This window comes from Mycobacterium sp. FW102-FHT13B02 (assembly GCF_058790275.1).
Map to the genome: position 1 here is coordinate 489,559 of NZ_JBYTCM010000001.1, position 22,661 is coordinate 512,219.

Below are 22,661 nucleotides of genomic sequence, written 5' to 3' on the forward strand. Positions count from 1 at the left end.
CGGTCAGGGCTCGACGTCGCCGTCGATGACCTGATGCCCGTCCTCGATTGCGGGGCGCTCAGCGCCCGGGACCATGGGTGCCTGTCGGCCCGCGTCGTAGCGGCGCGGCTCCTCTGCGGTGCGCGGCGGCCGGTCGTTGGCGATGAGCACCGCGATCCAGGGCAGTGGGATGGATGCGATGAGGATGGCCAGGGAGATCAGGCCGTTGTGCCAGATGCTGTAGGCCAGGGCGGCCAGCAACAGCGCCGGTATGCGGAACGACATGATGGTCAGGTAGCGGCGCACGCGGGCTCGGTGCTGCTCTTCGTAGGCGGGTGCTGCGCGAGTGATGAGGACCGGCCGACCGTCGTCGTCGAAACTCAGCTCAGGGCCGTGTTTCATCTCTCTACTGTCCCACATCCGGCTCCGTGCCGCCGCGACCGGTTCGCCCGAAGTGCCACAATGAGTCCATGCAGACCGACACCCTCGAACGCACCGATTCCGATGAACAGGTCGACGACGGTACGGACGACGACCGACCTAAGCACTTCCACTACGTCAAGAAGGACAAGATCGCCGAGAGCGCTGTCATGGGCACCCATGTCGTCGCGCTGTGCGGCGAGGTGTTCCCGGTGACCAAGTCGCCCAAGCCCGGCTCACCGGTGTGCCCCGACTGCAAGCGCATCTACGAGCAGATGAAGAAGTAGCCGCAGCCCGTCAGGCCGGCGGCTCTGCCGGCTCCGCGGGCTGATCGCCGGTGAGGGTCTCGGTTTTCTCCTCGAGCCATTCGCGCAGGCGCCGGGCATGCGTGTCCGGCGCCGGCCATTCCTCCTGGATCGCGGCATTGAGTTCGGCGCCGAGCATGATCGCGAAGCCCAGCGCGAACGCGAACAGCAGGAACGCGATGGGCGTCGCCAGTGCGCCGTAGGTATAGCCGGTCTCGGTGATCCAGGTCAGGTAGAACCGCAGCCCCACCGTCGCCACCACGAAGACCACGGTCGCCAGTACTGCCCCGAACAGCAGCCGATGCGTCGGCAGCGGTTTGGGCAGCGACACCCGGTAGAGCACCGTCACGGCCAGCATGATGCCCAGCAGCAGCGCCGGCCAGTACCCGTACTTCATTGCGTTGGCCCAGGTTTCGGGAATGTGCTGGGCGATCTTCATCGGTCCGATGGCCGCCACCGGAGCGGTCGCGATCACGAACAGCAGCATCACCAGATACAGCCCGAGGGCGTAGAACCGCTGCCGCACCGGATGGCGCAGCGGCGTCTGGTCATGGGCCTCGACGACGGCGTCGACGAACGCCGAGATCGCCGACGAGCCCGCCCACAGCGAGATGACGAACCCTAGGGACACCACCTCGCCGCGGGCGCCCACCGCGATATCGCGGACGGTCGGCTGGATGATCTCGTTGATCACGTTCGGCGAGAAGAAGTTCTTCGCCGTCCCGATCAGCTGTTCCTGGATCATCGGCAGCGTCTCGGCACCGAACAACGGTGCCACGTACGCCAAGCTGCCCAACATGCCCAATAGCAGGGGCGGTAGGGACAGCGCCGACCAGAACGCCGCCTGCGCGGACTCCGAGAAGATCGAGTCGTCCCAGCTTTTCGCCAACGTGCGCCGGATGACCCGAAGCACGTGATGACGTGTGGGCTTGATCGGCTGCGTCTGGTCGTTCATGACCAGACCAGCATTACCGAAGAGATCCCATCAGGACTGTATTTGAGGTGACCGGCGGGTCACTCAGTCCTCGGCGCTGATCTCCAGCACGGCAGCCAACTCGACCAACTTGGATTCGTGTTCGTTGGCGTGGTGCTGGCAGAACAGAAGCTCCATGCCGGACGGCAGGGTAGCGCGAACGCGGGCGGCGGCACCGCACCGGTCGCAGCGGTCGGCCCGTGTCAGTGTCGGGCCCGTCAGAGTTGCGTTCATGGCGCCTCCTTCTGCTCGTCGCCGCCTGGGCGCTTTGCCGGTTACACATCTCTACTCTGTCAGACGATTTGGATTCCAGCGTTGTTCCCCAGGTGTTCACGGGTGTGTCGTGTCTCACCTGTCGCTGGAGTTGCGGGCGCGGCAGGCTGACCGCATGATCGCCGAGCCCGCAGTCCTTGTTCATCTGTGTAGTGAAACGGATTGGGCCCGTGCTCAGTTCGATGGCGAGCTTCGGCCGCCGTCGCTCGCCGAGGTCGGGTTCGTCCACCTGTCGGCGCCGGAACAGGTCCACCTGCCGGCCAACCGCCTCTACCGCGGTCACTCCGACCTGGTCCTCCTCGTGTGTGACCCGCAGTTACTGGGGTCACCGGTTCGCTGGGAGCCCGGGGTGCCGACGGATCCCGCCTCGATGCTCTTTCCCCATCTGTATGGGGCTCTGCCCGTCGCCGCGGTGACCCGCACCGTGCCCTACCAGCCCGGTGCCGACGGCGCTTTCGTGGTTCTGCCGGCAAATTTCGGCACTCGTGGTTCTGGTTAACGGAAACTGGATGACACTTTGAGAAATCTGTCCACTCATTGGGAACGTGGTCCGAATCACGATCGGGGGATTGGCACGATCTCGCGCGTAAACATCCCCGAACCGGTGAGAGGGCATGATCAACCACACCAATCCTGAAGATGCGACCGGCAAGCGCCGGCGCGCACGGAGGCTGAAGGGACTCGGGGTCGCCCTGACGGCGAGTGCCCTTCTGCTCATGTCGGCGCTGCCGGCATGGGCGGCCGAGAACATGACCATCACGTTCATTCGGCACGGTCAGTCGTACGGGAACACCTCGGGCAACATCGACACCCAGGTGCCGGGCCCGGTTCTGACGCCGGACGGCCAGCAGCAGGCCAAGGACATCGCGGCCAAGCTCGGCGACCGTAACTTCGACGCCATCTACGCGTCCACGATGGTTCGGACGCAGCAGACGGCGACGCCGCTGTCGCAGTACCTGGGTCTGCCGATCCAGGTGTTGCCTGGCCTGCAGGAGATCGAAGCCGGCAAGTACGAAGGCACTCCGGAGCGCGCCGGCATCTTCGGCTACCTGACGGCGCCGCTGGCCTGGGCGGGTCTGTCGGTGACGCCGCCGCCCAACATCAGCTTCAACCCGATCGCCCCCAACCTTGACGCGTTCATCCCGTCCGCGGCCGATCCGACGACCGGTCTCAACGGCCATCAGTTCGAGGACCGGGTCAACGGCGCGTTGCAGACGGTCTACAACAACGGCGATCGCAACGCGGCGGTGTTCTCGCACGGCGGCACCATCATGATCTGGACGATGATGAACGCCAAGAATCTGAGCGCTGAGCAGAAGATCATGCTGTTCACCCAGCATCCGCTCGGCAACACGGGCGTCGTCGTCGTCGAGGGCAATCCCGAAGACGGCTGGAACCTGGTCGAATGGAACGGCGTCAAGATCGCCGGCATGCAGAAGGGGCCGATCGAGCAGGTGCTGACCCAGGTCCGCACGCTGAGCCGTCAGCTCAACGCCGTGGTGCAGGATGTCGCCGCGGCGTTCCAGACCGGAAACGTCGGCACGATCCTGACCGCGATCAACCACGGGGCGGCCGACGCGCTGTTCTCGACGGCCAAGTTCGTCCGCGCCATCAACGCGCAGGTCATCGGTGGCGTCACCACGGCCATCGACAACCTGCAGAAGAAGCTGGCGCCGTCTGCTCCGGCCGCGGGCACGCAAACCACCGCCCCGACCTCGGGTGCGGCGGTCTCGCCGGCGAAGTTCTCTGCTCCGGCTCCGACTCCGGCTCCGGTCGCGCTCAAGGCTGCGGCGGCGGCTCGGGCGGGTGACTCGCCGGCCAAGGTTGCCGACGCCCCGGCTTCGGACAACAAGGTCGAGGGTCAGGTCACGGCCGGTGCCGACGCTGCCAAGGCTGATGGTCAGGTCAGGGCTGACGAAACCACGACGAAAGCTGACGACAAGAAGGCTGCGGCGGAGGCGAAGAAGGCCGCGGCCAAGGCCAAGGCCGATGAGAAGAAGGCTGCGGCGGAGGCCAAGAAGGCCGAAGCCAAGGCGCAGGCTGACGCCAAGAAGGCTGCCGCTGAGGCGAAGAAAGCCGAGGCGAGGGCCAAAGCCGAGCCTGCCAATGCCAATGCCAATGCCAACGCCGGCGCTGGAACCGCCGACTGACGGCTCCCGGTCGGACGGATCGACCCCCTTCTCCTCGGAGCAGGGGGTCGGTTTGTGTCAGCTCTGCGGGTGGGAGGAGAGCAGCAGGTCCCTGGTGATCTCCAAGTGCCCCACGTGCTGTGCGATGTCGTGCAGGATGTGCAGCAGTGCCCACTCCGGGGTGGCCGTGGCCAGCACCGTGGCGCGGGTGGTACCGCCACGCACCCCGTCGGCCACCGAGCGGTCCCGGATTCCTTCGGTGACCGCCACCTCGACCCAGGCGGGGAGGCGCTGCTGCAGGGCCGTCAGCCGTTCCAGCAGCTCGTCGACCGGCCCCGTGGCGGTGAACTCGCTGTCGCGGTCCCGTGGGATTCGTTGTCCGGCTATGAAAGAGCCGGCCCAGTAGTCGACCACGCCGATGCAGTGGTTGACGATTGCGTAGCAGCTGTTCGCGCCGGGGAGGTCGGGCCGCCGGTTGGCGAGGTCGTCACCGAGGGCCGTGAGGATGTCGGCCATCGAGGTGAAGCATTCGGCCGAAACGTCCAGCAGTGCTTGGCCCAATGGGTGTTCCGAGGTTGGCATGCGCGAAAGCTTTTCACACGCAGGACTTTTCCCGCCTCAGATTTTTCGGGTAGCGGGCGCGCCCAGCGTCTGGTCATTAATCTGACGTAAGCGTAAAATTTGACGGTTCGAATCCAACCAGTGACCCGACGCCGGAGGCTTTCATGCACACCAAAACTGTCCTGGCTTTTGCCGCCGCGGCGCTGCTGGTCGCGCCCGTCGGCTCGACATCCATCGCACAGGCGGCGCAAAGCTCAACTGATCCAACGACGTTCAGTCCACAGCCGACAGTCGCCGCGCAACCGATGAACTGTCGCGGCGAAACCGGCGACCACGGGTGCGGCGCGGGGTGGATCTGGAACGGCAACAGGTGTGTGCCCTGCTGACCCGCTGAATACGAAAACTGCCCCGAAACCGCAGTCTCGGGGCAGTTCGTTGAGCCGGGGGGCTAGTCCAGGTAGTCGCGCAGGACCTGCGAGCGCGACGGGTGCCGCAGCTTGCTCATGGTCTTCGACTCGATCTGGCGGATGCGCTCACGCGTGACGCCGTAGACCTGGCCGATCTCGTCGAGCGTGCGCGGCTGGCCGTCGGTGAGGCCGAAGCGGAGCCGGACGACGCCCGCCTCACGCTCGGACAGGGTCTCGAGCACCGACTGCAGCTGGTCCTGCAGCAGCGTGAACGACACGGCGTCCACCGCCACCACGGCTTCGCTGTCCTCGATGAAGTCGCCGAGCTGGCTGTCGCCCTCGTCGCCGATGGTCTGGTCCAGCGAGATGGGCTCACGCGCGTACTGCTGGATCTCCAGCACCTTCTCCGGCGTGATGTCCATTTCCTTGGCCAGCTCTTCGGGCGTGGGTTCGCGACCCAGGTCCTGCAGCAGCTCACGCTGGATGCGGCCGAGCTTGTTGATGACCTCGACCATGTGGACGGGGATGCGGATCGTGCGAGCCTGGTCGGCCATGGCACGCGTGATCGCCTGACGAATCCACCAGGTGGCGTAGGTCGAGAACTTGTAGCCCTTGGTGTAGTCGAACTTCTCGACCGCACGGATCAGACCGAGGTTGCCCTCCTGGATCAGGTCCAGGAAGGCCATGCCACGACCGGTGTAGCGCTTGGCCAGCGACACCACCAGACGCAGGTTGGCTTCCAGCAGGTGGTTCTTGGCGCGGTCGCCGTCACGGCAGATCCACTGCATGTCGCGACGCTGCGCGGCGGGCAGCTTCTCGCCCTTCTCCATCAGCTCTGACATCAGCTGAGTGGCGTACAGGCCGGCTTCGATGCGCTTGGCGAGTTCGACCTCCTCCTCAGCGTTGAGCAGCGCGACCTTGCCGATCTGCTTGAGGTAGGCGCGCACGGAGTCGGCGGATGCGGTGAGTTCGGCGTCCTTGCGGGCCTGACGCAGCGCCTCGGATTCCTCTTCGTCCCAGACGAAGTCGCCGGATGCCTTGTCCTTCTCGGACGGCTCGGCGGTGTCATCGGACTCGTCGCCTTCGGCGGCCTTGGGGGCGGCCTTGGCGCCTTCCGCGGGGGCATCCCCGTCGGCTACACCGTCTTCGGCGTCGTCTTCGTCGTCATCGCTGACGTCGTCGGCCTCGAGTTCGTCGTCGAGTTCCAGGTCGGCGTCGTCGACGTCCAGATCGTCGCCGGGCTCGACGGCGAGATCGTCGACGTCGGCGGAGGCGTCGTCGGTGCCGATGCCGTCCTCGGGCTTGGTCGAGTCAGTTGCCTTGCGGGGGCCGCGCTTGGCAGGGGCTTTCGCCGCAGCCTTCTTCGCGGGGGCCTTGGCGGCGCGCTTGGCCGGCGCGGCGGCCTTCTTTGCTGGGGCTTTGGTGGTGCGCTTCACCGGCTCGTCGGCTGTCTCGCTGGCTTTGGTCGCTACCACGGCCACCCTTTCGGTCTTTCGTACATCGATGGCGTGGGCGTGCGCCACCGAAAAGCGTCGGCTGTCGAATATTGGCGTCGATCTTCGATCGGATGTTCGCCGCTATCCGTTCAGGCGGCCGCCGTTGACCATTGTAACGACATAGTGCCCGGAAGCCGTATCAGCGGCGGGTTCGGTGCGTTGGCGGGCCGCTAATGGTGCCGCAGAGCGCCGTCGGCGGCCATCGCCGCGCCTACGATGCCGGCCGAGTTCTGCAGCGTCGCGGCGACCACCGGCGTGCGGTTCTTCAGCAGCGGCACCCACTTGTCGGCCTTCTTGCTGATGCCACCGCCGACGATGAAAAGGTCCGGCCAGATGGCGTTTTCGACCGCCACGAGCACCTTGGTGACCTCCACGGTCCACCGTTCGTACGACCAGTCCTTGCGCTCCTTGACCGACGACGCGGCGCGGTGCTCGGCTTCCTTGCCGTCGACCTCGATGTGGCCGAACTCGGTGTTGGGCAGCAACACGCCGTCGTAGATCACCGCCGAACCGATGCCGGTGCCGAACGTCAGCAACACGACCAGCCCGTGCACGTCCCGGCCCGCGCCGAACTTCTGCTCGGCCAGTCCGGCGGCGTCCGCGTCGTTGAGCACGGTCACGTCCTGGCCGTGCAACCGCGAGGCGAACATGTCCCGGACATTGGTGCCGATCCAGCTGCTGTCGACGTTGGCCGCGGTGCGCACGATGCCGTCGGTCACCACGCCCGGGTAGGTGACCCCCAGCGGTCCGGTCCAGCCGAACTCGCGGACCACCGCGGCGACGGTTTCCGAGACGGCTTCGGGCGTGGCCGGCTGCGGGGTGGGGAGCCGGAAGCGCTCGCCGATCAACTGGCCGGTCTCCAGGTCGACGATGCCGCCCTTGACGCCGCTGCCGCCGACGTCGATGCCCAGCGCTCGATGCTGCGAGCCGTCTGTCGTCGCGATGGGCGTCTCGGTCATCTGCACTCCTTGGAGGGGGTGGGCTAGAGGGCGCGAACCACACCCTAACCGCGTGTGCTGCGATAGGTGTCATGACAGCACGCGAACCCGAAAGCGGCACCGCACCTGCTGCGCTGCGCGCGCTCGCCGAGCAGTTGGCGACCGAGGCCGCCGTATTCGTCCGCCGGCGGCGCAGTGAGGTTTTCGCCGGTGCCCAGCAGGACGACGGCGCGGTACGCACCAAGAGCAGTCCGACCGATCCGGTGACCGTGGTCGACACCGAAACAGAGCGGCTGCTGCGGGAGCGCCTGGCGGCACTGCGGCCGAACGACGCGATCCTGGGTGAGGAGGAAGGCGGCGCGGCGCAGGCTCCGGCGGGGGTGCCGGTGTGGGTGCTCGATCCCATCGACGGCACGGTGAACTTCATGTACGGCCTGGGTGCCTATGCGGTGTCCGTGGGCGTGCAGATCGACGGCGTGTCCGTCGCCGGTGCGGTGGTCAACGTCGCGACCGGAGCGGTCTTCTCGGCCGCGCGCGGTCACGGCGCCGTGGTCGTCCGGGACGGGCTGTCAACGGTCTTGCGCTGCAACGCCATCGACGAACTCCCGATGGCGTTGGTGGCGACCGGGTTCGCCTACGAGCGCGCGCGTCGGCGCCGCCAGGCCGGCGTGGTGGCCGAGCTCTTGGCGGAGGTGCGGGACATCCGCCGGGTCGGCTCGTGTGCCCTGGACTTGTGCATGGTCGCCGCCGGACAGCTCGACGCGTACTTCGAATCCGGTGTGCACGTGTGGGATTGGGCGGCTGCGGCACTGATCGCCGAGGAAGCGGGCGCAGTGGTCCGACTGCCCGCGCCGGGCGCCGAAGACGACGACCTGGTCGTCGCCGCGGCACCCGGCGTGTTCGCGGCGCTGGCCGGGCAGTTGGAGCGGGTGGGCTACCGCTAGCAGGTCCCGCTGTGGATCTTCGGCAACAGCGACGTGTCGGCCGGCTGGGTCGCGTCCGGCTTCAGGCTGGCCAGCATGGCCTCGATGTCGTCGCTGTGGGCGAGCTCGTTGAATTCGGTGCCGATGGCCAGGTCGACGGAGTCGTCGGGCCGCTGGTCCTGGAACAGCTGGGTGCACGGCGCGACGAGCCACAGCGCGGCCGCGGCGGACTTGCCGGCCGGCCCGAACCGGATCTGGCCCTGGCATTCCATCCTGGTGCTCGCATACACCGGGTCGTTGCTTGCCGCGGGCTGACTGAATCCGAGGTCGCGCAGCTCGCCGGCGACTTCAGAGGCCTGGCCGCCCTGTCCGCTGGCGTTGAGCACGCGGATTTTGGTGTCGGCGAGCTTGGCGGGTACCACATTGACCATCGACGATTGCGACACTTCTTCGCCGAGCTTCGGCTGGTTCGGCTCGCTGGGCGCCGGCGGGGGATTGCAGGTGATCGCCTGGTGGATTTCGGCCGGCTGGTTGGCGACGACGAGCCACGCGACCAGTGTCGCCACGGCGAGTACTGCGAACAGAACCGCGGCGGGCACGTAGTTGCGCCGCCGGAACGGCCGACCGTGCTTGTCGAAGGCCGTGCCCTCGGTGATTTGAGCGACCACATGTGCACTGTAGATGCCCCGCTTCCTGCGTGATTACCAAGCACCCCTAGCGCGTGTGATGCAAATCACATACAATCGGCGCGCTTTCTGGGCACGAATCATTTGGTAGAAGCGTTCGACGCTGGTACAAAGCTCTGCTGCAAGGTAACGGAGGGGATGACCATGGCTACCGATTACGACGCCCCGCGGCGTTCTGAGACTGACGAGGTTTCCGAGGACTCTCTGGAGGAGCTGAAAGCACGGCGCAACGAGGCACAATCCGCCGTCGTCGACGTCGATGAGACCGACTCGGCCGAAAACTTCGAGTTGCCGGGCGCTGACCTGTCGGGCGAGGAACTCTCGGTCCGAGTGGTGCCCAAGCAGGCCGATGAGTTCACCTGCTCGAGCTGTTTTCTGGTGCAGCACCGCAGCCGTCTCGCCAGCGAGAAGAACGGCGTGATGATCTGCACCGACTGCGCCGCCTAGGGATCCACGCAGAGCCGAATGGCCGGTCTCGCACGCTTACCGCGTGCGGGAACCGGCCATTCGGCGTCTCAGGGGCGTTCTAGCGGCCTTGCAGCGCCGCCAGGATGCGGTCCGGATGGCGAGTGCTCACCAGCCAGTACGGCGTGGGGTCGTCCGGGTCGTCGAGGACCACGAGGATCAACGGGCCCACCCAGGCCCGGTGGACGACGTACGCGGCCGGGTCGAGCTGCCGTCCCAGGGCCGCCGACTTCGCCGACCGCGGCACCTCGGCCGACCGGGAGATGACGCTCGTCGGGATGTGTGCAGGTCCGACCCACAGCTCGGTTTCGGCGTCGGGTCCGGTCCCGGTGCTGACCACGCGCAGCTCGACGCGCCCCATCCACACCAGCGTCGCCGCGGCGACCGGCAGCAGCACGGCGAACGGCGCCCACGTCGGCACCCCCGACACGCCTTGCACCACTTCCAGTGCGATCAGGGCCGCCAACCCGAAACCCGGTAACCACCACCACAAAGGCACTGTCAACCGCTCCCGGTAGCGGACGGTTTGGGTGGCTGCTCGCGTGTCTGACACGCGGCCAAGGGTAGTCTGTGCGGTCGTGTCCACCTCTCTGGCGGTAGTTCGGTTGGACCGGGATCTGCCGATGCCGGCCCGGGCTCACGACGGCGATGCCGGCGTCGATCTGTTCAGCGCAATCGACCTCGAACTGGCCCCCGGCCAGCGCGAGTTGGTACCGACGGGGATCGCCGTCGCGATACCGCACGGCATGGTCGGCCTGGTGCACCCGCGCTCGGGATTGGCCATCCGCGTCGGCCTTTCGATCGTCAACGCGCCCGGCACCATCGATGCCGGGTACCGCGGTGAGATCAAGGTGGCGCTCATCAACCTCGACCCCAGCGAGCCCATCACCGTGCATCGCGGTGACCGGATCGCGCAGCTGCTGGTGCAGCGGGTCGAACTGCCCGAGCTGGTCGAGCTCACGTCGTTCGACGAGGCGGGGCTGGCAGACACCTCACGTGGCGCGGGCGGCCACGGTTCCTCCGGCGGACATGCGAGTTTGTGATGGCATTCGAGTTCAACTCCGAAGAAGACGGCCCCTTCGACGTCGAGGACTTCGACGACCCGGCCGACGCTGAGGCGGCCCGCCTGGACCTAGGTGGGGTGCTCGTCCCGGTGCCCGACGGTTCACAACTCAACGTCGAGGTCAACGAGCAGGGCGTGCCGAACGCCGTCTGGATCATGACGCCCAACGGGCGCTTCTCCGTGGCCGCGTACGCGGCGCCGAAGTCCGGTGGGTTGTGGCGTGAGATCGCCGCCGAACTGGCCGAGTCGTTGCGCAATGACAACGCGCAGGCCCGGATCGAAGACGGGCCGTGGGGCCGTGAGGTCGTGGGCCTGCCCGTGCCGCAGCCCGGCCAGCCGCAAGTCGTGATGCGGTTCATCGGCGCTGACGGTTACCGGTGGATGGTGCGTTGCGTCGTCGTGGGCACCGAGGAGACCATCGACGCCATCGCCGATGAGGCACGAACCTCGTTGGCGGACACCGTCGTTCGCCGCGGTGACACCCCGCTGCCGGTCCGTAGCCCGCTGCCGGTGCAATTGTCCGAGCCGCTGCTGGAGCAGTTGCGCGCGGCCGCCGCCCAGATGGCGCAGCAGCAGATGGAGCAGGCTCAGCAGGCGCTCGAGCAGCTGCAGCAGCACATGCAGCAACAGCCATTGGGCGAAGGCGAACCCGGCCCCGACGCCCGCCGCACCGAGCAGGGCTCGGCCATGCAGCAGCTGCGCACCCAGCAGATGGGCACCATCACAGGAGGCTGACGGCCTCCCGCAGCGCGGCCACGCAGGCATCGCCCAGCACGGTCGGCTGTTCCCCCATTGCATCGAGAGTGACGGTCCGCAGCGCGGCCCTGGGGGCCGCCACGGCCCATTCCGCGGCGACCGCGACAGGGTGGACGGCATCGTCGACCGCCCCCGCCACGCCCATGGGCACCTGTAGTTCTGCCAGCTGGTCACGAGTCGGCCCGCCGTACGCCGCTGCCTCTTCCATTGCGTCCGGCAGCCCCGGCCACTGCGCTGTCCACGACCTCGTCAGTTCGTCCGCGAGCCAGGCCGGGCTACCCGCCCGCATGCCGGCGACGGCCGCGTCCAGCCCGATCTCGCGCAGCTGCCGCGCGGAGTAGCGGGCGGCCTGCGCGGCCGGTGCGCCGTCGGAATCACCCGTCCAGGCGGGCAGGGCGGCCAGCACGGCAATGCACTGGTCCGGGTGCTTGAGCGCCCAGTTCGTCGCCACCGCGGCGCCCAGCGACACCCCACCGACGATGATCGGGCCGTGCTGTGCGGCGGCGTCGAGCGCTTCGAGATAGCCGGCGATCAGGTCGCCCGGCAGCGGCCGTGGGGCGATCACCACGGCACCGGCTTCGACCAGGGCGCCGCCGAAGGCCCGGCGGATGTAGTCGTCGTCAGATCCCGTGCCGGGCAGGAGTACCGCGGTCATCCCTGGCAAGTTGGCCGTCATCCTTCGATGGTGCCCGGCGGCCGGAACGGCGCTCACAAGGGGGTCGGGCCGGGTGTGCGGTCCACTGAGCGGGATGACGGAGATATATCCCGCGCCGAAATGGCGAATCGGAACCAAGAGGTCTAGCGTGACGTTGGTTAGATAGCGGGTCCACGGTGGATTCGCAGCAAGTCTCAGGAGAGACCATGGCTACGGCGGAAGGCTATTTGCGCCGACTCACCCGGCGGCTTACCGAGGACCTCGAACAGAGTGATGTCCAGGAGCTGAACGACGAGGCCCTGGGCACCGGTGCCATGCGGGCGGCGGACTGTACGCGCGGACAAGAAGTGACGATGGTGGGCACATTGCGATGTGTCGAGACCAACGGCAAAGGTTGTTCGGGCGGCGTACGGGCCGAGCTGTTCGATGGCACCGACACGGTCACGTTGGTCTGGTTGGGTCAGCGGCGCATTCCGGGTATCGAATCCGGCCGGACCCTGCGGGTCCACGGCCGGCTGGGCAACTTGGACAGCGGGGCCAAAGCGATCTACAACCCGCATTACGAGATTCAGAAGTGACATTCCCCGACAAGGGGACCGCGGACAACGAGCAGGCCGAAGCGCACAGCGCGGCCGACGCTGAAACCATCGCTGAAGCCCAGCAGGACGACAGCGACGCCAAGCTGACTGCGCACGTCCTGCTCGAGCAGATGGGCGGCCTCAGCGGCCTCATCTATTCGTCCCTGCCGGTCCTCGTCTTCGTCCCCATATCCAGCTTCTTCGGGCTGACCGCCGCGATCTATGCCGCGCTCGGTGTGGCCGGCCTGGTCCTGGTCTGGCGGCTGGCGCGCCGCGAATCGGTGCAGCCGGCGGTGTCGGGCTTCATCGGCGTCGGGATCAGCGCGCTGATCGCCTACCTGATCGGCGCCTCGAAAGGCTATTTCCTGCTTGGTATCTGGTCGTCGATGATCTATGCCGGGGCGTTCGCGATCTCGATCCTGATCCGGCGCCCGCTGGTCGGGTACGGCTGGAGCTGGGTCACCGGGCACGACCGCAGCTGGCGTGACGTCCGCCGTGCCGTGCTGGCGTTCGACATCGCCACCGCGGTCTGGGTGCTGGTGTTCGGGGCGCGCTTCCTGGTCCAGAACCACCTGTACGGGCAGGACCAGACCGGCCTGCTCGGCGTGGCCCGGATCGCCATGGGCTGGCCGCTCACCGCGGTGGCGGCGCTGGCGTCCTACCTGGCCATCCGCACCGCTCAGCACGCCCTTCGCGACGCCGAGCACCATCCGGAGCAGGCCGTCACCGAGGACTAGCTGGGGTTCAGCACCTGGTCGCGCAGCTCCTGCTCGACCTCGGCAACGGCGACGAACAGCAGTTCGTCGCCGCCCTCGAGCGGCTCGTCGGATTCGGGCACGATCACGCGCGGGCCGCGCAGGATGGTCACCAAGGTGGCATCGCGCGGCAGCTTCAGCCGCTTGACCGCCTTGCCGCCCCACGGCGTGTCGTCGGGCAGCGTGATCTCGACCAGGTTGGCCTGGCCCTTGCGGAAACTCATCAGGCGCACCAGGTCGCCCACCGACACGGCTTCTTCGACCAGCGACGCCAGCATGCGCGGCGTGGACACCGCGACGTCGACGCCCCAGCTGTCGTCGAACAGCCACTCGTTGCGCGGGTCGTTGACGCGGGCGACGACGCGGGGGACCGCGAACTCGGTCTTGGCCAGCAGGCTGACCACCACGTTGGCTTTGTCGTCGCCGGTGGCGGCGATGACGACGTCGAATTCGTGCAGTTTGACGGACTCGAGCAGCGACAGCTCGCAGGCGTCGCCGAGACGCCACTGCGCCGCCGGCACGGCGTCGACGTCGATGTGGTCCGGATTGCGCTCCAGCAGCGTCACCTCGTGGTGATCGACCAGTTCCCGCGCGATGGAGCGGCCGACGGCGCCGGCGCCCGCGATTGCGACCTTCATGTGCGCTCCCTAGTGGCTTTCGACGTCGTCGCCGGGCGGCAGTGCTGCGATGGCGATGGCCTCGGCGACGCGGCCCGACACCGCGGCCATGTACACCTGATCGCCGGCCTGGATGACGGTCTTGGCGTCCGGCAGCACGCCGCTGCCGAACCGGATGAGGAATGCGACGCGGCCGCCGGTCGCGCCTTCCAGGGCGGTGACGCGGTAGCCGACCCAGTCCTCGTGGAGGGACAGTTCGGTGACGCCGACGTTGCCCGACGGATCCCGCCACTTGGTGGTCTCGGTCTCGCGGGTCAGCAGATTCAGCAATCGATCGGTGGTCCACGGGACCGTCGCGATCGTGGGGATGCCCAGCCGCTCGTACACCGCGGCGCGCTTGGCGTCGTAGATGCGCGCCACGACGCGCTGCACGCCGAAGGTCTCGCGTGCCACCCGGGCGGAGATGATGTTCGAGTTGTCACCGGAGGACACGGCGGCGAAGGCGCCGGCCTCTTCGATTCCCGCCCGTTCCAGGACGTCTCGGTCAAAACCCATGCCCAGCACGCGTTCTCCGGGGAATTCGGGCGACAGTCGGTGGAAGGCCGTCCTGTCCCGGTCGATCACGGCGACTTCGTGGCCGATGCGGGCCAATCCGTCTGCCAGCGATGCGCCAACCCGGCCGCAGCCCATCACGACTACTCGCACCAGCCGATCCTTTCTGGGCCGGGAACCGGCCTCGAAGCGAATATCTTGCCTCTGCTCGTCCGAACGCTACAACCAATGACCCTGGGCCGTACCCTTGGCTCCGTGTCAAAGCTTTCGACCGCTACGCGACGGTTGGTGATCGGCCGACCCTTCCGAAGCGACAAGCTCGCCCACACGCTGCTGCCCAAACGTATCGCCCTGCCGGTGTTCGCGTCGGATGCGCTGTCGTCGGTGGCCTACGCGCCGGAGGAAATCTTCCTGGTGCTGTCGGTCGCCGGTCTGTCCGCCTATTCGATGGCGCCGTGGATCGGGCTCGCAGTGGCCGGGGTCATGCTGATCGTCATCGCCAGTTATCGGCAGAACGTGCACGCCTATCCGTCCGGTGGCGGCGACTATGAGGTGGTTACCACGAACCTCGGGCACACCGCCGGGCTGACGGTGGCCAGTGCCCTGTTGGTCGACTACGTGCTGACGGTAGCGGTGTCGACGGCGTCGGCGATGTCCAACATCGGGTCGGCGGTGCCGTTCATCGCCCAGAACAAAGTGCTGTTCTCTGTGCTGGCGATCCTGATCCTGGCGTCGCTCAACCTTCGGGGCATCCGGGAGTCCGGCACCGCATTCGCGATTCCCACCTACGCCTTCATGATCGGCATGTACATCATGTTGGCCTGGGGATTCATCCAGATTTTCGTGCTGGGCCACCCGCTGCGGGCCGAGTCGGCCGGCTTCACTCTGAAGTCCGAGCATGGCGACGTGATGGGTTTCGCGATGGTGTTCCTGCTGGCCCGGGCGTTCTCGTCGGGTTGTGCCGCCCTGACTGGTGTGGAAGCGATCAGCAACGGGGTGCCGGCCTTCCAGAAGCCCAAGTCGCGCAACGCGGCAACGACGCTGCTGCTGCTCGGCGCCATCGCGGTGTCGCTGTTCATGGGCATCATCGTGCTGGCCGAGAAGATCGGTCTGAAGATGGCCGACAACGTGGACCAATTGGTGGGTGCGCCGGGCGATTACCACCAGAAGACCGTCGTCACGCAGCTCGCCGAAGCCATCTTCAAAGGCTTCCCGGTGGGCCTGTACGCCATCGCCGGAGTGACGGGCCTCATTCTGGTGCTCGCCGCCAACACCGCGTTCAACGGGTTCCCGGTGCTGGGCTCGATCCTCGCGCAGGACCGCTATCTGCCCCGCCAGCTGCACACCCGCGGTGACCGGCTGGCGTTCTCCAACGGCATCCTGTTTCTCGCATTCGCCGCGGTTGCCTTCGTGGTGGCGTTCAACGCCGAGGTCACGGCGCTGATTCAGCTGTACATCGTCGGCGTGTTCGTGTCGTTCACGCTCAGCCAGATCGGCATGGTGCGGCACTGGAACCGGTTGCTGCGCACCGAGACCGACGGCTCGGAGCGGCGCCGTATGCAGCGCGCGCGGATCGTCAACACCATCGGCTTCCTGTGCACCGGCACCGTGCTGCTGGTGGTCATCGTGACGAAGTTCCTGGCCGGCGCCTGGATCGCGATCCTGGCGATGAGCACCCTTTTCGTGCTGATGAAGATGATCCACAAGCACTACGACACCGTCGCCCAGGAACTGCGGGAAGAGCCGGACCACGACGTCGTGCTGCCCAGCCGCAACCACGCCGTCGTGCTGGTGTCGAATCTGCACCTGCCGACGCTGCGGGCATTGGCCTACGCGCGGGCCACCCGCCCGGATGTGCTGGAAGCGATCACCGTCAGCGTCGACGACGGCGAGACGCGCGAGCTGGTGCACAAATGGGAAGACAGCGATGTCTCGGTCCCGTTGAAGGTCATCGCCTCGCCGTACCGCGAGATCACCAGGCCCATCCTCGATTACGTCAAGCGCATCACGGCCGAGTCCAAGCGCACTGTCGTGACGGTGTTCATCCCGGAGTACGTGGTGGGCCACTGGTGGGAACACATCCTGCACAACCAGAGCGCGCTGCGACTCAAGGGCCGGTTGCTGTTCATTCCGAACGTCATGGTGACTTCCGTTCCGTGGCAACTGAATTCGTCGGAGCGGGTGAAGGTGACCATGACCCCGGGCTCGGCCCCCGGCGACACCCGACGGGGCATCATCGAGTGACCGCCCATATCCCGTCGCTGCGCTCGCTGGTGACACTGACGGTCGGCCCGCCGGCCAACGGTGGCAGCTGCGTGGCGCGCCACGACGGCCGCGTGATCTTCGTCCGGCACGCCCTGCCGGGTGAGGTGGTGCGCGCCGAGGTGACGTCCGAGCGGGGGTCGTACTGGCACGCCGATGCACTGGAGGTGCTCGAAGCGTCGCCCGACCGGGTGGAGTCGTTGTGCCCGATCGCGGGGTCCGAGGGGTCCGGTTGCTGCGACCTGGCTTTCGTCGATCCCGCCGCGGCGCGGCGGCTCAAAGGCGAGGTTGTGGCCAATCAGCTGGCCCGCCTCGGTGGCTACGAGGCGGGTGATCTCGAGGCTGCGGAGGTCGGCACCGTCGGCGCGACGGGGTGGCGCACCCGGGTGCGTCTGGAGGTCGGTACGGATGGCCGCGCCGGATTCCACCGCTACCACAGCGACGAGTTGGTGACCGATCTGTCGTGCGCTCAGGTGCCGCCCGGGATGCTGGACGATCTGCCGTTGCAACCGCCCGGTTCCCACCTGCACGTGGTGCTCGACGACGCCGGACACCGGCACGTCGTGCGGTCCGGTCCGCGGGGTGGCAAGAAGAACAAACCCGGCATGACCGAAGTGGTCTCGGGCGAGTACGAAGCCGTGCAGCGGGTCGGCGACCGGGAATGGCGCGTGCCGGTGACCGCGTTCTGGCAGTCCCATCGCGACGCCGCCACCACCTACAGCGCGCTGGTCGCCGATTGGGCCGAGCTCTCCGAGGGGCAGACGGCGTGGGATTTGTACGGCGGCGCAGGCGTTTTCGCCGCGGCGCTGGCTGACTCGGTGGGGGAGTCGGGCCGGGTGCTGACGGTCGACACCTCGCGCGGATCGGCGCGCGCGGCGCGGGCCGCGCTGCGGGATCTGGGTTGCGTCGAGGTGGTTACCGATTCGGTGCGCCGGGCACTGGCCACGCAGCGGGTGGCGGCCGACGTTGCCGTGCTGGACCCGCCGCGCACCGGCGCCGGACACGAGGTGATCGATCAGCTGGCCGCCGCAGGCGTGCCGCGGGTGATCCACATCGGTTGTGAGGCAGCGTCTTTCGCCCGGGACATCGGTCTGTACCGCGGCCACGGCTACCAGGTGGCCAACCTCCGCGTCTTCGACTCGTTCCCGCTGACGCACCACGTCGAGTGCGTCGCGCTGCTGACCCGGTAAGTTTGCGGCCAGGTGTGCCGGGAAGCCTGGTCGGCGCCGTCCGACGCTGCCCAGGAGATTCCCAATGAACAATCGCAATACGCGACGGCGGCTGCTGACGCGTGGCAGCTGGCCGGAAGCTCAGCGTTTCACCGAGATCCTCCGCAAGGAGACCGTCGGCGGCATCTTGCTGTTGCTGGCCGCCGGTACGGCGCTGGTGTGGGCGAATTCGCCTGCCGCGCACAGCTATCACGCGCTGTCCGAGTTCGCGTTCGGCCCCGAGTCGTGGCATCTGAGGCTCAGCTTGTCAGGGTGGGCGGCCGACGGCCTGTTGGCGATCTTCTTCTTCGTTGTCGGCGTCGAACTCAAACGTGAATTCGTGGCCGGCGACCTGCGTGACCCGGCGCGTGCCGCGCTACCCATCGCCGCGGCCGTCGGCGGCATGCTGGCGCCCGCCGGCATCTTCGTCGGCCTGAACCTGGCATTGGGGCACCCCGAGAATCTGGACGGCTGGGCGGTGCCGATCGCGACGGACATCGCTTTCGCGTTGGCGGTGCTTGCGGTCATCTCTACACATCTGCCGACCGCGCTGCGGACGTTCCTGTTGACCCTTGCGGTGGTCGACGACCTGCTGGCCATCATCGTCATCGCCTGCTTCTACACCGACCACCTCAACCCGGCCGCGTTGGCGCTCGCCGTCGTTCCCGGCGGGCTGTTCGTCGTGGCCGTGCAGCGCGGCAGCCGGCACTGGTGGCTCCTGTTGCCGCTGGCCGTGGCGACCTGGGCCCTGGTGCATGCGAGCGGTATCCACGCCACGGTGGCCGGGGTGTTGCTCGGGTTCGGGGTGCCGGTGTTGGGCAAGCACGCCTCGGCCGAGGTGTTCGAGCACGCGCTGCGGCCGCTGTCGGCCGGGGTGGCCGTGCCGGTGTTCGCGTTCTTCGCCGCGGGTGTGAGTGTCGGCGGCTGGCCCGGCCTGGTCGACGCGATCACGCATCCGGTGACCGCCGGCGTCCTTCTGGGGCTGGTGTTCGGTAAAGCCATCGGCGTGTTCAGCACCACATTCCTGCTGGCGCGGTTCACCGGCGCAGAGCTCGACGAGGGACTGGGCTGGCTCGACGTCGCCGGGGTGGCACTGCTGGCGGGGATCGGCTTCACGGTCTCGCTGCTGATCGGTGAGCTGGCGTTCGGTACCGGCACGGTCGCCAGCGCCGACGCCAAGATCGGCGTGCTCACCGGTTCGGTCATCGCGGGGATGCTGGCGGCGGTGGTGCTGCTGTCCCGCAACGCCGCGTACCGCCGCATCCACGACCGTGAGACCGCCGACGACGACGGTGACGGTGTGCCGGACATCTATCAGCCTTGACCGGCTCTACCCGGTACGCGTGCGTAGACTGTCGGAATGCTTGAACAGGTCCGCGGCCCAGCTGATCTGGCGCACCTGTCGCAGCCCCAGCTGACCGAACTGGCCGCCGAGATCAGGGAATTCCTGGTGCACAAGGTGGCCGCCACCGGCGGGCATCTCGGTCCCAACCTCGGTGTCGTCGAGCTGACACTTGCCCTGCACCGGGTCTTCGACTCGCCGCACGACCCGATCATCTTCGACACCGGCCACCAGGCCTACGTGCACAAGATGCTGACCGGCCGGTGTCCCGACTTCGAGACGCTGCGGATGAAGGGTGGCCTGTCCGGCTACCCGTCGCGCGCCGAGAGCGAACACGACTGGGTCGAGTCCAGCCACGCCAGCACCGCGCTGTCCTACGCCGACGGGCTGGCCAAGGCCTTCGAACTCTCCGGCTACCGCAACCGGCACGTCGTCGCTGTCGTCGGCGACGGCGCGCTCACCGGCGGCATGTGCTGGGAGGCGCTCAACAACATCGCGGCCGCCAACCGGCCCATCGTCATCGTCGTCAACGACAACGGCCGCAGCTACGCACCGACCATCGGCGGATTGGCCGATCACTTCGCCGCCCTGCGCCTGCAGCCCGGCTACGAAAAGGCGCTCGAGCGGGGCAAGAACGCCCTGCGTGGCGTGCCCGTGGTCGGCGAATTCTGTTACCAGTGCGTGCACAGCATCAAGGCCGGCATCAAGGACGCAATCGCACCGCAGGCGCTGTTCACCGATCTGGGGCTCAAGTACGTCGGGCCCATCGATGGGCACGACGAGCACGCCGTCGAGGCCGCGCTGCGGCACGCCCGCGGGTTCAACGCGCCGGTGATCGTGCACGTCGTCACCCGCAAGGGCATGGGGTATTCGCATGCGGAGAACGACGAAGCCGAGCAGATGCACTCGACCGGCATCATCGACCCGCACACTGGCCGCTCCACAGCTGAGTCGGTGCTCGGCTGGACGTCGGTGTTCTCCGAGGAGCTCATCAAGCAAGCCGCCAAGCGGCGCGACATCGTCGCGATCACCGCGGCCATGCCCGGGCCCACGGGTCTGGCGGCGTTCCGGCAGCGTTTCCCGGACCGGTTCTTCGACGTCGGGATCGCCGAGCAGCACGCCATGACGTCGGCCGCAGGCCTGGCCATGGGCGGTATGCACCCGGTCGTCGCCATCTACTCGACATTCCTCAACCGCGCGTTCGACCAGATCATGATGGACGTGGCGTTGCACAAGCTGCCCGTCACCATGGTGCTCGACCGCGCCGGCATCACCGGCAACGACGGTGCCAGCCACAACGGGGTCTGGGACATGTCGATGCTCGGCATCGTGCCCGGCATGCGGGTCGCCGCACCGCGCGATGCGGCCCGGCTGCGTGAGGAACTCGGTGAGGCGCTGGCCGTGAGTGACGGACCGACCGCTGTCCGGTTCCCGAAAGGCGCTGTCGGCGACGACATCCCGGCGGTTCGCCGCCAGCACGGTGTCGACATCCTGACCGAGCCCGCCGACGGCCTCTCCGACGACGTACTGCTCGTCGCGGTCGGCGCGTTCGCGCGGATGGCGCTCGTGGTGGCCGACCGGCTGCGCAAGCAGGGCATCGGTGTGACGGTTGTCGATCCCCGCTGGGTGCTGCCGGTCCCGGCGGCCATTGCCGACCTGGCCCGGGCACACAAACTCGTTGTCACACTTGAGGACAACGGTGTCGCCGGTGGCATCGGATCTACGGTGTCGGCGTCGCTGCGCCGCGCCGAGATCGACGTCCCGTGCCGCGATGTCGGTGTGCCGCAGGAGTTCCAGGAGCACGCCACCCGCAGCGAGGTTTTGGTATCGCTCGGGCTGACCGATCAGGACATCGCCCGCCAGGTCACCGGTTGGGTTGCCGCCCTCGGCAGCTCGGTCGAGATTTCCTCGCAGCAGTAGCCGGCCGTCCCGCCAGCGAGCTTCCCGCGACCGTGCGTGTCTGTACGCTCAAACACGGTGTGTCGCGTGCACTTTGAGGCCGCTCGCGGACGACGAGGGGGACGTTTATGGGGGACAGCGTGCGGATCAGCCCGGCGGTGCCGATCCTGCGAATGTTCGATGTCGAGGCCACACTCGGCTTCTATTGCGATTACCTGGGTTTCACCAAGGACTGGGAGCACCGCTTCGAACCCGGCTTCCCGCTGTACGTGCAGGTGAGCCGGTCCGAGATGACCTTGCACCTGTCCGAGCACTACGGCGACGGCAGCCCGAACACGGCGCTGTGGATTCCGGTCGACGACGTGGTGGCCTTCCAGGCTGAGCTGATCGCCAAGGAGCACCGCTACTCGCGCCCCGGTATCGAGGACGACGGGCCAGGTGGTCCGACGATGACGATCACCGACCCGTCGGGCAACCACCTGCGGTTCGCGCAGCCGTCCTAGCCCGGGGCTGCTAGTCCTCGGACTCGCGATCGACCCTGCCCCGGATCTCCGCGTACGCCGCGGCGAGGGCGGTGATCTTGTCCACCGACGACGACGGCGCCTGGGTCGGCGCCGCGTCGATCCCGTACAGCTTGGCAGCCAGGCGACCCCGGACGTCGTCACGCTTTTCGGCCAGCTCTGCCCGGGTGCGGTCATCGCGCAGTGACCGGTCGATCTCCTCGGCCTTGTCGGCACACGTGCGCAGGTCAGCGACCCGCTGTCGCGACTGGCCTTCCAGCTGCCGCGCCTTCGTCCGGGCGTCGTCCAGCATCGCCAGGTCGTCCGAGTCGGGATCGGCGAGGTCGCTGAGCTCCTTGATCAGGCCGTTGAGTTCTCGTGTGGCTCGGCAGTGGTCGCGGATGGTCGCCAGGTCGCCGGTGAAGCTCAGGTCCTGCGGATCGCCGAGCCAGCCTCCTGTCGCGGCTTCGGACCGCCTGATCCGATCGATGGCGGCCTGGGCCCCGTCGAGCATCTCAATGCCGTGGGCTCCGAACTCCTCAGTGAGCCGGGCACGTTCGATTTCTTGCGGCGACGGTTCGTGCGTCGGTGTGGAGCTGGTGCGGCCACCGATCACCAGCTGAGTGATCAGCAGACCGATGGCACATACGCCCAGAGCGGGCACGAGGGCGATGCCCTCCGTCGCGATCCCGACCACGATCACCACACCAGCCGACACCAGCCAGGCCTTGGTCATCACGGAGATGGGGCTGCGAGAGGGGCGGCCGGCTTTCCGATCCGCCTCGGACGTGAAGGCCGCCCCGAATGCGGCGCCTCCGACGATCATGATGACGGCGAGGACGACTGTCACGACCACGAGCGGTAGGAGGAGCCGAATCATCCCGATGTCCTTCACTGATTGATGCTGTCAATGGTAGTT

The 22,661-nt window shown here is 67.5% G+C and carries 26 protein-coding genes; 14 read left to right on the forward strand and 12 right to left on the reverse strand.

Translation table 11 applies throughout. The annotated features are described in order from the left end of the window. Positions 1–3 precede the first annotated feature (3 nt). The gene (locus tag AC3WTE_RS02390; protein ID WP_492435323.1) at positions 4–381 is read right to left on the reverse strand and encodes a DUF3099 domain-containing protein; all 378 of its coding nucleotides are present in this window, start codon (positions 379–381) and stop codon (positions 4–6) included. Positions 382–449: 68 nt separating this feature from the next. Between AC3WTE_RS02390 and AC3WTE_RS02395 the strand changes: the two genes are divergently transcribed. Further along, positions 450–686 carry a DUF3039 domain-containing protein gene (locus tag AC3WTE_RS02395; RefSeq protein ID WP_029105322.1) on the forward strand — a complete coding sequence of 79 codons (237 nt, stop codon included), beginning with the start codon at positions 450–452 and terminating at the stop codon, positions 684–686. A gap of 10 nt (positions 687–696) precedes the next feature. Here AC3WTE_RS02395 and AC3WTE_RS02400 read toward each other — a convergent pair whose 3' ends face one another. Together AC3WTE_RS02400 and AC3WTE_RS02405 are read right to left on the reverse strand one after the other, a co-directional pair. Continuing rightward, complete coding sequence (locus tag AC3WTE_RS02400; protein WP_492435325.1) at positions 697–1,659, reverse strand: YihY/virulence factor BrkB family protein; 963 nt, start codon at positions 1,657–1,659, stop codon at positions 697–699. A 63-nt stretch (positions 1,660–1,722) separates the two neighbouring features. Beyond that, positions 1,723–1,911, reverse strand: a complete 189-nt coding sequence (locus tag AC3WTE_RS02405) for a DUF7455 domain-containing protein (RefSeq protein ID WP_459369765.1) — start codon at positions 1,909–1,911, stop codon at positions 1,723–1,725. 154 nt (positions 1,912–2,065) lie between these two features. Between AC3WTE_RS02405 and AC3WTE_RS02410 the strand changes: the two genes are divergently transcribed. Both AC3WTE_RS02410 and AC3WTE_RS02415 read left to right on the forward strand, forming a co-directional pair. Beyond that, positions 2,066–2,449, forward strand: coding sequence for a DUF952 domain-containing protein (locus AC3WTE_RS02410; protein WP_492435496.1), 384 nt, complete (start codon positions 2,066–2,068; stop codon positions 2,447–2,449). Positions 2,450–2,564: 115 nt separating this feature from the next. Next, positions 2,565–4,100, forward strand: a complete 1,536-nt coding sequence (locus AC3WTE_RS02415; RefSeq protein ID WP_492435327.1) for a histidine phosphatase family protein — start codon at positions 2,565–2,567, stop codon at positions 4,098–4,100. Positions 4,101–4,157: 57 nt separating this feature from the next. Here AC3WTE_RS02415 and AC3WTE_RS02420 read toward each other — a convergent pair whose 3' ends face one another. The 3 genes from AC3WTE_RS02420 to ppgK form a co-directional block, all read right to left on the reverse strand. Next, on the reverse strand, positions 4,158–4,661 hold the full coding sequence (locus tag AC3WTE_RS02420) for a DinB family protein (RefSeq protein ID WP_492435329.1): 504 nt from the start codon (positions 4,659–4,661) through the stop codon (positions 4,158–4,160). A gap of 427 nt (positions 4,662–5,088) precedes the next feature. Further along, positions 5,089–6,528, reverse strand: coding sequence for an RNA polymerase sigma factor (locus AC3WTE_RS02425; RefSeq protein WP_492435331.1), 1,440 nt, complete (start codon positions 6,526–6,528; stop codon positions 5,089–5,091). Between the two features lie 185 nt (positions 6,529–6,713). After that, positions 6,714–7,502: a polyphosphate--glucose phosphotransferase gene (ppgK, locus tag AC3WTE_RS02430; protein ID WP_492435332.1), complete on the reverse strand. Its 789-nt coding sequence runs from the start codon at positions 7,500–7,502 to the stop codon at positions 6,714–6,716. 71 nt (positions 7,503–7,573) lie between these two features. On the opposite strand from ppgK, the gene AC3WTE_RS02435 reads away from it, so the two are divergent. Continuing rightward, positions 7,574–8,425 carry an inositol monophosphatase family protein gene (locus tag AC3WTE_RS02435; protein WP_492435333.1) on the forward strand — a complete coding sequence of 284 codons (852 nt, stop codon included), beginning with the start codon at positions 7,574–7,576 and terminating at the stop codon, positions 8,423–8,425. Here AC3WTE_RS02435 and cei read toward each other — a convergent pair. Then, entirely contained in the window at positions 8,422–9,072 is a 651-nt protein-coding gene (cei, locus tag AC3WTE_RS02440; RefSeq protein ID WP_459369770.1) for an envelope integrity protein Cei, read from the reverse strand. The genes AC3WTE_RS02435 and cei overlap by 4 nt on opposite strands. A gap of 162 nt (positions 9,073–9,234) precedes the next feature. Here cei and AC3WTE_RS02445 point away from each other — a divergent pair, with 162 nt between their 5' ends. Next, positions 9,235–9,537, forward strand: coding sequence for a DUF4193 domain-containing protein (locus tag AC3WTE_RS02445; RefSeq protein ID WP_029105318.1), 303 nt, complete (start codon positions 9,235–9,237; stop codon positions 9,535–9,537). Positions 9,538–9,616: 79 nt separating this feature from the next. On the opposite strand, the gene AC3WTE_RS02450 is transcribed toward AC3WTE_RS02445, so the two are convergent. After that, positions 9,617–10,108: a DUF3093 domain-containing protein gene (locus AC3WTE_RS02450; RefSeq protein ID WP_492435335.1), complete on the reverse strand. Its 492-nt coding sequence runs from the start codon at positions 10,106–10,108 to the stop codon at positions 9,617–9,619. A gap of 25 nt (positions 10,109–10,133) precedes the next feature. Between AC3WTE_RS02450 and dut the strand changes: the two genes are divergently transcribed. Beyond that, on the forward strand, positions 10,134–10,598 hold the full coding sequence (gene dut / locus AC3WTE_RS02455; RefSeq protein WP_459369772.1) for a dUTP diphosphatase: 465 nt from the start codon (positions 10,134–10,136) through the stop codon (positions 10,596–10,598). Further along, positions 10,598–11,353: a DUF3710 domain-containing protein gene (locus AC3WTE_RS02460; RefSeq protein WP_492435336.1), complete on the forward strand. Its 756-nt coding sequence runs from the start codon at positions 10,598–10,600 to the stop codon at positions 11,351–11,353. Before dut ends, AC3WTE_RS02460 begins: the two co-directional genes overlap by 1 nt. Here the strand turns inward: AC3WTE_RS02460 and AC3WTE_RS02465 are convergent. Further along, positions 11,340–12,050, reverse strand: coding sequence for an alpha/beta hydrolase (locus tag AC3WTE_RS02465; RefSeq protein ID WP_492435338.1), 711 nt, complete (start codon positions 12,048–12,050; stop codon positions 11,340–11,342). The two genes, AC3WTE_RS02460 and AC3WTE_RS02465, sit on opposite strands and share 14 nt — an antisense overlap. Before the next feature lie 185 nt (positions 12,051–12,235). Between AC3WTE_RS02465 and AC3WTE_RS02470 the strand changes: the two genes are divergently transcribed. Together AC3WTE_RS02470 and AC3WTE_RS02475 are read left to right on the forward strand one after the other, a co-directional pair. Next, positions 12,236–12,607 (forward strand): OB-fold nucleic acid binding domain-containing protein, encoded by a 372-nt coding sequence (locus AC3WTE_RS02470; protein WP_492435339.1) that lies wholly within the window; start codon positions 12,236–12,238, stop codon positions 12,605–12,607. A gap of 131 nt (positions 12,608–12,738) precedes the next feature. Further along, positions 12,739–13,344: a DUF3159 domain-containing protein gene (locus AC3WTE_RS02475; RefSeq protein ID WP_492435498.1), complete on the forward strand. Its 606-nt coding sequence runs from the start codon at positions 12,739–12,741 to the stop codon at positions 13,342–13,344. On the opposite strand, the gene AC3WTE_RS02480 is transcribed toward AC3WTE_RS02475, so the two are convergent. Together AC3WTE_RS02480 and AC3WTE_RS02485 are read right to left on the reverse strand one after the other, a co-directional pair. Beyond that, entirely contained in the window at positions 13,341–14,000 is a 660-nt protein-coding gene (locus AC3WTE_RS02480) for a potassium channel family protein (protein WP_492435341.1), read from the reverse strand. The genes AC3WTE_RS02475 and AC3WTE_RS02480 overlap by 4 nt on opposite strands. A 9-nt stretch (positions 14,001–14,009) precedes the next feature. Next, positions 14,010–14,684 (reverse strand): potassium channel family protein, encoded by a 675-nt coding sequence (locus AC3WTE_RS02485; protein WP_459369775.1) that lies wholly within the window; start codon positions 14,682–14,684, stop codon positions 14,010–14,012. A gap of 102 nt (positions 14,685–14,786) precedes the next feature. On the opposite strand from AC3WTE_RS02485, the gene AC3WTE_RS02490 reads away from it, so the two are divergent. The 5 genes from AC3WTE_RS02490 to AC3WTE_RS02510 all read left to right on the forward strand — a co-directional run bounded on the left by AC3WTE_RS02490 (position 14,787) and on the right by AC3WTE_RS02510 (position 21,745). Then, complete coding sequence (locus tag AC3WTE_RS02490) at positions 14,787–16,775, forward strand: APC family permease (protein WP_492435343.1); 1,989 nt, start codon at positions 14,787–14,789, stop codon at positions 16,773–16,775. Next, positions 16,772–17,983, forward strand: a complete 1,212-nt coding sequence (locus AC3WTE_RS02495) for a class I SAM-dependent RNA methyltransferase (protein ID WP_492435345.1) — start codon at positions 16,772–16,774, stop codon at positions 17,981–17,983. Before AC3WTE_RS02490 ends, AC3WTE_RS02495 begins: the two co-directional genes overlap by 4 nt. Before the next feature lie 64 nt (positions 17,984–18,047). Continuing rightward, a complete protein-coding gene (nhaA, locus tag AC3WTE_RS02500) occupies positions 18,048–19,325 on the forward strand; it encodes a Na+/H+ antiporter NhaA (RefSeq protein WP_492435347.1) in 1,278 nt (425 codons plus the stop codon). A 36-nt stretch (positions 19,326–19,361) separates the two neighbouring features. Further along, entirely contained in the window at positions 19,362–21,263 is a 1,902-nt protein-coding gene (gene dxs / locus AC3WTE_RS02505) for a 1-deoxy-D-xylulose-5-phosphate synthase (RefSeq protein ID WP_492435348.1), read from the forward strand. A gap of 107 nt (positions 21,264–21,370) precedes the next feature. Then, complete coding sequence (locus tag AC3WTE_RS02510; RefSeq protein ID WP_492435349.1) at positions 21,371–21,745, forward strand: glyoxalase superfamily protein; 375 nt, start codon at positions 21,371–21,373, stop codon at positions 21,743–21,745. Between the two features lie 10 nt (positions 21,746–21,755). On the opposite strand, the gene AC3WTE_RS02515 is transcribed toward AC3WTE_RS02510, so the two are convergent. Further along, on the reverse strand, positions 21,756–22,622 hold the full coding sequence (locus tag AC3WTE_RS02515; protein ID WP_492435350.1) for a hypothetical protein: 867 nt from the start codon (positions 22,620–22,622) through the stop codon (positions 21,756–21,758). Between the last annotated feature and the right edge of the window lie 39 nt (positions 22,623–22,661).

Excerpts from the sequence above, each read along its gene's own strand:
- AC3WTE_RS02405 (WP_459369765.1), bottom strand. The coding sequence starts at position 1,911 with ATGAACGCAACTCTGACGGGCCCGACACTGACACGGGCCGACCGCTGC.
- AC3WTE_RS02480 (WP_492435341.1), bottom strand. The coding sequence starts at position 14,000 with ATGAAGGTCGCAATCGCGGGCGCCGGCGCCGTCGGCCGCTCCATCGCG.
- AC3WTE_RS02475 (WP_492435498.1), top strand. The coding sequence starts at position 12,739 with ATGGGCGGCCTCAGCGGCCTCATCTATTCGTCCCTGCCGGTCCTCGTC.
- AC3WTE_RS02400 (WP_492435325.1), bottom strand. The coding sequence starts at position 1,659 with ATGAACGACCAGACGCAGCCGATCAAGCCCACACGTCATCACGTGCTT.
- dxs (WP_492435348.1), top strand. The coding sequence starts at position 19,362 with ATGCTTGAACAGGTCCGCGGCCCAGCTGATCTGGCGCACCTGTCGCAG.
- AC3WTE_RS02410 (WP_492435496.1), top strand. The coding sequence starts at position 2,066 with ATGATCGCCGAGCCCGCAGTCCTTGTTCATCTGTGTAGTGAAACGGAT.
- AC3WTE_RS02470 (WP_492435339.1), top strand. The coding sequence starts at position 12,236 with ATGGCTACGGCGGAAGGCTATTTGCGCCGACTCACCCGGCGGCTTACC.
- AC3WTE_RS02515 (WP_492435350.1), bottom strand. The coding sequence starts at position 22,622 with ATGATTCGGCTCCTCCTACCGCTCGTGGTCGTGACAGTCGTCCTCGCC.
- AC3WTE_RS02390 (WP_492435323.1), bottom strand. The coding sequence starts at position 381 with ATGAAACACGGCCCTGAGCTGAGTTTCGACGACGACGGTCGGCCGGTC.
- AC3WTE_RS02435 (WP_492435333.1), top strand. The coding sequence starts at position 7,574 with ATGACAGCACGCGAACCCGAAAGCGGCACCGCACCTGCTGCGCTGCGC.
- AC3WTE_RS02460 (WP_492435336.1), top strand. The coding sequence starts at position 10,598 with ATGGCATTCGAGTTCAACTCCGAAGAAGACGGCCCCTTCGACGTCGAG.
- ppgK (WP_492435332.1), bottom strand. The coding sequence starts at position 7,502 with ATGACCGAGACGCCCATCGCGACGACAGACGGCTCGCAGCATCGAGCG.
- AC3WTE_RS02445 (WP_029105318.1), top strand. The coding sequence starts at position 9,235 with ATGGCTACCGATTACGACGCCCCGCGGCGTTCTGAGACTGACGAGGTT.
- AC3WTE_RS02415 (WP_492435327.1), top strand. The coding sequence starts at position 2,565 with ATGATCAACCACACCAATCCTGAAGATGCGACCGGCAAGCGCCGGCGC.
- AC3WTE_RS02395 (WP_029105322.1), top strand. The coding sequence starts at position 450 with ATGCAGACCGACACCCTCGAACGCACCGATTCCGATGAACAGGTCGAC.
- AC3WTE_RS02465 (WP_492435338.1), bottom strand. The coding sequence starts at position 12,050 with ATGACGGCCAACTTGCCAGGGATGACCGCGGTACTCCTGCCCGGCACG.
- nhaA (WP_492435347.1), top strand. The coding sequence starts at position 18,048 with ATGAACAATCGCAATACGCGACGGCGGCTGCTGACGCGTGGCAGCTGG.
- AC3WTE_RS02420 (WP_492435329.1), bottom strand. The coding sequence starts at position 4,661 with ATGCCAACCTCGGAACACCCATTGGGCCAAGCACTGCTGGACGTTTCG.
- AC3WTE_RS02510 (WP_492435349.1), top strand. The coding sequence starts at position 21,371 with ATGGGGGACAGCGTGCGGATCAGCCCGGCGGTGCCGATCCTGCGAATG.